This is a genomic window from Sphingomonas sp. CCH5-D11 (assembly GCF_001557395.1).
Taxonomy (GTDB): domain Bacteria; phylum Pseudomonadota; class Alphaproteobacteria; order Sphingomonadales; family Sphingomonadaceae; genus Sphingomonas.
Map to the genome: position 1 here is coordinate 1 of NZ_LSKH01000276.1, position 4675 is coordinate 4675.

General features: G+C 60.9%; 6 protein-coding genes. 2 read left to right on the top strand and 4 right to left on the bottom strand.

What is annotated here, in order from left to right; all coding sequences use genetic code 11:
• Nucleotides 1-61 precede the first annotated feature (61 nt).
• The 4 genes from AX702_RS17095 to AX702_RS17110 all read right to left on the bottom strand — a co-directional run bounded on the left by AX702_RS17095 (nt 62) and on the right by AX702_RS17110 (nt 2909).
• Nucleotides 62-766: a glutathione S-transferase N-terminal domain-containing protein gene (locus tag AX702_RS17095; protein WP_066781574.1), complete on the bottom strand. Its 705-nt coding sequence runs from the start codon at nt 764-766 to the stop codon at nt 62-64.
• Nucleotides 767-896: 130 nt separating this feature from the next.
• Nucleotides 897-1436: a peptide-methionine (S)-S-oxide reductase MsrA gene (msrA, locus tag AX702_RS17100; protein ID WP_066781576.1), complete on the bottom strand. Its 540-nt coding sequence runs from the start codon at nt 1434-1436 to the stop codon at nt 897-899.
• 1 nt (nt 1437) lies between these two features.
• Nucleotides 1438-1881, bottom strand: a complete 444-nt coding sequence (gene msrB / locus AX702_RS17105; protein ID WP_066781578.1) for a peptide-methionine (R)-S-oxide reductase MsrB — start codon at nt 1879-1881, stop codon at nt 1438-1440.
• A gap of 152 nt (nt 1882-2033) precedes the next feature.
• Nucleotides 2034-2909, bottom strand: a complete 876-nt coding sequence (locus AX702_RS17110; RefSeq protein WP_156455562.1) for a LysR family transcriptional regulator — start codon at nt 2907-2909, stop codon at nt 2034-2036.
• Nucleotides 2910-3204: 295 nt separating this feature from the next.
• Here AX702_RS17110 and AX702_RS17115 point away from each other — a divergent pair, with 295 nt between their 5' ends.
• The gene (locus AX702_RS17115) at nt 3205-4434 is read left to right on the top strand and encodes a bifunctional alpha/beta hydrolase/OsmC family protein (protein ID WP_231731920.1); all 1230 of its coding nucleotides are present in this window, start codon (nt 3205-3207) and stop codon (nt 4432-4434) included.
• Nucleotides 4435-4471: 37 nt separating this feature from the next.
• Nucleotides 4472-4675 (top strand): peptide-methionine (S)-S-oxide reductase (locus AX702_RS21760; RefSeq protein ID WP_231731922.1); only part of this gene is annotated, 204 nt, incomplete at its 3' end.

Sequence of the window (4675 nt, forward strand, 5' to 3'; positions counted from 1 at the left end):
AGATCCTCCTTAAATCACAACCTCAAATCTGTGCCATTGGTGCTGACGGCGGACATGACGGTCATGCGGGTCTCTCCGGAACGAGAAGGCCGCGTTGTACCGCCGGCCGCGCTAGCCCGCGCTTAAGCCAAGCAGATATGTTGGAGAAGGTCTCGTACTCTAGCAGTCCGCCGGCATTGTATGACGTGATGAGCGCGTTCACCCAGCCGAGCGTCGCCACATCAGCAATGGAGTATTCGCCTACGATCCAGTCACGCCCGTCTAGCTGGCGATCCAGGATGCTGAGTAGGCGTTTGGACTCGTCCGCGAAGCGCTGCAGAGGACGCCGGTCCTCAAAGTCCTTGCCGCCCCAGCGCAGGAAGAAGCCCAACTGACCGAACATCGGTCCGACTGCCGACACTTGGAAAAAAACCCAAGCGAGCGTGTCATACCGCCTCTCAGGCGCGGTCGGCATGAGTTTTCCGCTCTTCTCCGCCAGGTAGACGAGGATCGCTCCGGACTCCCACACGCCGATCGGCACGCCGCCTGGCCCATGGGGGTCGATGATCGCCGGGATGCGGCCGTTCGGATTGAGCGAAACGAACGCGGGGTCCTTCGACTCGTTCTTGGAGATGTCTACAAAGTGCGGCTCGTATGCCAGACCGACCTCTTCAAGCATGATCGAAACCTTGACGCCGTTCGGCGTCGGTGCCGCATACAGCTGCAGGCGATCAGGATGCGCTGCTGGCCACCGCTGCGCGATCGGGAATGAGGAGAGATCTGGCATTCGGCTGCAATTCTCGAAATAAGCCGGTCCAACAGACTGTCAGAACGATCATCCCTTCGTGGCCAGGTCGCATGGCGACGCGACCACGAAGGGAACTGCTGGTGCTATGAAGGAGCGTGAATCCGCTCGATCAGTCCGCCTGTGCCGTAGCCGCGCCGTGCGCACCGCTGGCGTCCTGGCGTTTTGGAAGCACCCAGTCGGGTCGTGCGAAGTGGCACGTGTAACCGCCAGGCCGCTTCTCGAGGTAGTCCTGATGCTCCGGCTCGGCTTCCCAGAAGTCGCCCACGGGCTCGACCTCGGTGACGACCTTGCCATTCCAGAGCCCCGATGCATCCACGTCGGCGATCGTGTCCTCAGCGATGCGCTTTTGCTCCTCGTCGACATAGTAGATGCCGGACCTGTAGGAGGCTCCGCGGTCGTTGCCTTGACGATCCTTCGTCGTTGGATCGTGGATCTGGAAAAAATATTCCAGGATGTTCCGGTAGCTCGTCACCTCGGGATCGAAGGTAATCTCGATCCCCTCGGCATGCGTGCCGTGATTGCGATAAGTGGCATTGGGGACGTCGCCGCCGGTGTAGCCCACGCGAGTCGAGATGATGCCCGGCTGCTTGCGGATCAGATCCTGCATACCCCAGAAACAGCCGCCAGCGAGAACTGCGCGCTGATGCATGTTAAACCTCCTCTACTTGATCGAGATATTCACCGTATCCCTCGGCCTCCATCTCATCGCGGGGGACGAAGCGGAGCGCTGCCGAATTGATGCAGTAGCGCAGGCCGCCCTGGTCGGCGGGGCCATCCGGGAAGACGTGGCCGAGATGGCTGTCACCATGCACCGACCTGACCTCGGTCCTTGTCATCCCATGGGAGCTGTCCCGCACTTCGTTGACATGCGCAGGGACGATCGGTTTGGTGAAGCTTGGCCAGCCGGAGCGTGAATCGAACTTGTCGGTGGATGCGAACAGTGGCTCACCCGAAACAACGTCGACGTAGATCCCCGGCTCCTTGTTGTCATTGTATTCACCCGTGAACGGCCTCTCCGTGCCGTGCTCCTGAGTGATGCGACGCTGCTCAGGGGTCAGGCGATCGATTGCGGCCTGTGTTTTCTCAAACTTCATGATTAGACCTCCAATGCTAAGTCCAGAACTTTAGGCGCACCACGGTCAGCATGGCTGATGTGTCATCTAGTCGACTATCGCAGCCGCATACGTACTTATCCAATACGTCGTGCGCATAGTTTCCATAGCCTCGCCGCTTCGCTTGATGCGGCTCACCGCCACTCATGTCGCGCCGCAAGCTGCGCGATTTTCCGGATTTCAACCGGCGCCGTCGATCCGGAAACAGTCACGATCACCACCTCCCTTTCCAACGTGAAACCCTCGATAGGCCGCGTAACGAGGCCGGTCTCTGCGGCTGACCGCTCCGGGACGATGCATATCGCGCTACCCTCGGCAACGATGCGGTGGACCCAATCTTCGCGGTCTGAACGCAAGCGCGGGCGCATCACTACGTCGCGCCGCGCAAAATGCTCTTGTATCTGGTCGCGAAACTCGCAGTTGAGCCGATCGACCAACGGGAATTTCGCCAAGTCGTCCCCACGAACAATTTCCGCTGCCGCCAACGGGTGACTCACTGCGCAGGCGAGTACGAAGCGCTCTTGGAAGAGCGGTCGAACATCGAGCTTCCGATCTGGGCGAACTTCCCGCGGAAGGATACACGCGTGATACTTGCCGGATAGGACCTCCGACGAGTCTTCGCCCGACTGAAGTGAATGCAGTCTGATCTCGATGGACGGGACTTCCTCCAGGGCGCCCTCGAAAAAGGATGCAAACCTTTTCGGTCCGACGGTCGGCGCGACAGCGATGTCAAGCACGCGGTGGCGCCCCATCGTCCAGTTCTCAGAGTGATCGCGCACGCTCCTCAACGCCAAGAGCATACGACGGAATTCCGCTTCAACATCCTGGCCGAGGCCCGTGAGCCGGCTGTTCTTTCCGTCCCGATAGATCAGTGCCCCGCCGAGTTCTTCCTCCAGGCGACGAATGGCACGCGTCAGGCTTGGCTGCGACACGCCACTTAACCGAGCAGCCTCGGTGAAATTCAGCGTCTCAGCCAAGTTTATGAAATAGCTGACCTGATTGAGTTCCATCACCCCTCGGCCCATGTCTCTCTCGACTACCTCCGCAGATCCGTCTTCGACCGACCGGAGCGGAGAAGTATGCGCGACGCATATAGTTTGCCGGTTAGGGGTTGTCTATATGCGCGACGCATATAAAAGGTATGTCCTGTCGTGACTGGTGCCCATGCAAGGTGCTGCCGGGCCCAACGGTAGGGCGCGAGGCAATGCTCGCCCCGGCTCGCGGGTGGGGGAGATCGTTGAATGGCGGAGGAATGCGGAGTTCCGGGTTGGAACGGCGCGCACATATGTTCTGGGAGGTATCGACGTGCCTGCAGCGAAGTTCACGTTCGAGAACGGAGAGGGCAAGCTTCTCAGCGGGCTCCTAGAGTCTCCGGAAGGCACTCCTCGCGGATGGGCGATCTTCGCTCATTGCTTCACGTGCGGGAAGGACAGCCGAGCGGCCGTCCACATTTCCCGCGCACTGTCACGGGCAGGGATCGGCGTCCTGCGATTTGACTTTGCTGGCACTGGGGTCGGCGGCGCCGAAGGCGAGGCAGTGGATTTCGCCGCGGACGTGACGGATCTCAAGTCAGCGGCAAGGGCGATGACGACCGCGGGGATGACGCCCGCCCTTCTTATCGGACATAGCCTAGGTGGAACCGCTGCTCTGGTGGCTGCGACCGATCTGCCGGACATCGTCGCCGTGGCGACCGTCGGCGCGCCGGCGGAACTCGAGCACATCCTCAAGGTCTTCAACGCCAGCGATCTCGACACGATCAGACGCGAAGGCGAGGCATCGGTCGACATTGCCGGCCGGCCTTTCCTCATCCGACGCAGCTTCGTCGACGCCGTCGAACAGGTGGATGTAGAAAAGGCGGTCGCTGCGCTCCGTCGTCCATTACTCGTCCTGCACTCCCCCCTCGATCAGGTGGTTGGGGTCGAGCATGCGTCGCGCATCTTCGTCGCTGCTCGGCACCCGAAAAGCTTCGTATCGCTCGATGCGGCCGATCACCTTCTTGCAGATGCCGCCGACGCGAACTTTGCATCCGCCATGGTCGCCACCTGGGCCAATCGCTACCTGCCACCCCTAAAGGCCGATCTTCCGCAGGTTGAGGCTGCCGATGGAGTCGAGGCCATCGAGACGCTGGCGGGCAAGTTCCAGCTCAAGGTCCGCAGCGGCAAGCATTCGATCTACTCGGACGAGCCGACATCGGTCGGCGGACTAGGGAGCGGTCTTTCGCCATATGAGTTGGTCTCCGCCGGCCTCGCTGCCTGCACGGTGATGACGATGCGCCTCTATGCAAACCGCAAAGGCTTTCCGCTCGAACGAGCGAGCACGAGGGTTGAGCACAAGAAGGTGGCGGACATGATGCCTCCAGACCGGTTCACTCGGACGATTGTCCTTGAAGGACCTCTGGATGAGGAGCAGCGCGCGCGCATTATCGAGATCGCCGACCGCTGTCCCGTCGACCTCACGCTGATCCGTGGATCAGATGTCCAGACCGACCTCGTCGACGCACCCTTACCCAAGCGAAGTTCCGAGCCGGCGGCATGATCAAGAGGATTCGAGCCGACCCAGAAGCGAGGGATCTGTGAGCGACCCGTCTGTCGAAAGCGAAGCAAACCCGACGGAACGAGCGATACTCGCCGGCGGATGCTTCTGGGGCATGGAAGATTTGCTGCGGCGAAAGCGGGGGGTCGTCTCGACACGCGTCGGGTACATCGGCGGTGAAACGGTAGACCCGACCTACCATGATCATCATGGCCACGCAGAGGCGGTGGAGGTGGTCTTTGAC

What these genes read in the sequence shown, in the direction of transcription:
- msrB (WP_066781578.1), bottom strand. Translation starts at nt 1,881, where the DNA reads ATGAAGTTTGAGAAAACACAGGCCGCAATCGATCGCCTGACCCCTGAG.
- msrA (WP_066781576.1), bottom strand. Translation starts at nt 1,436, where the DNA reads ATGCATCAGCGCGCAGTTCTCGCTGGCGGCTGTTTCTGGGGTATGCAG.
- AX702_RS17095 (WP_066781574.1), bottom strand. Translation starts at nt 766, where the DNA reads ATGCCAGATCTCTCCTCATTCCCGATCGCGCAGCGGTGGCCAGCAGCG.
- AX702_RS17110 (WP_156455562.1), bottom strand. Translation starts at nt 2,909, where the DNA reads ATGGAACTCAATCAGGTCAGCTATTTCATAAACTTGGCTGAGACGCTG.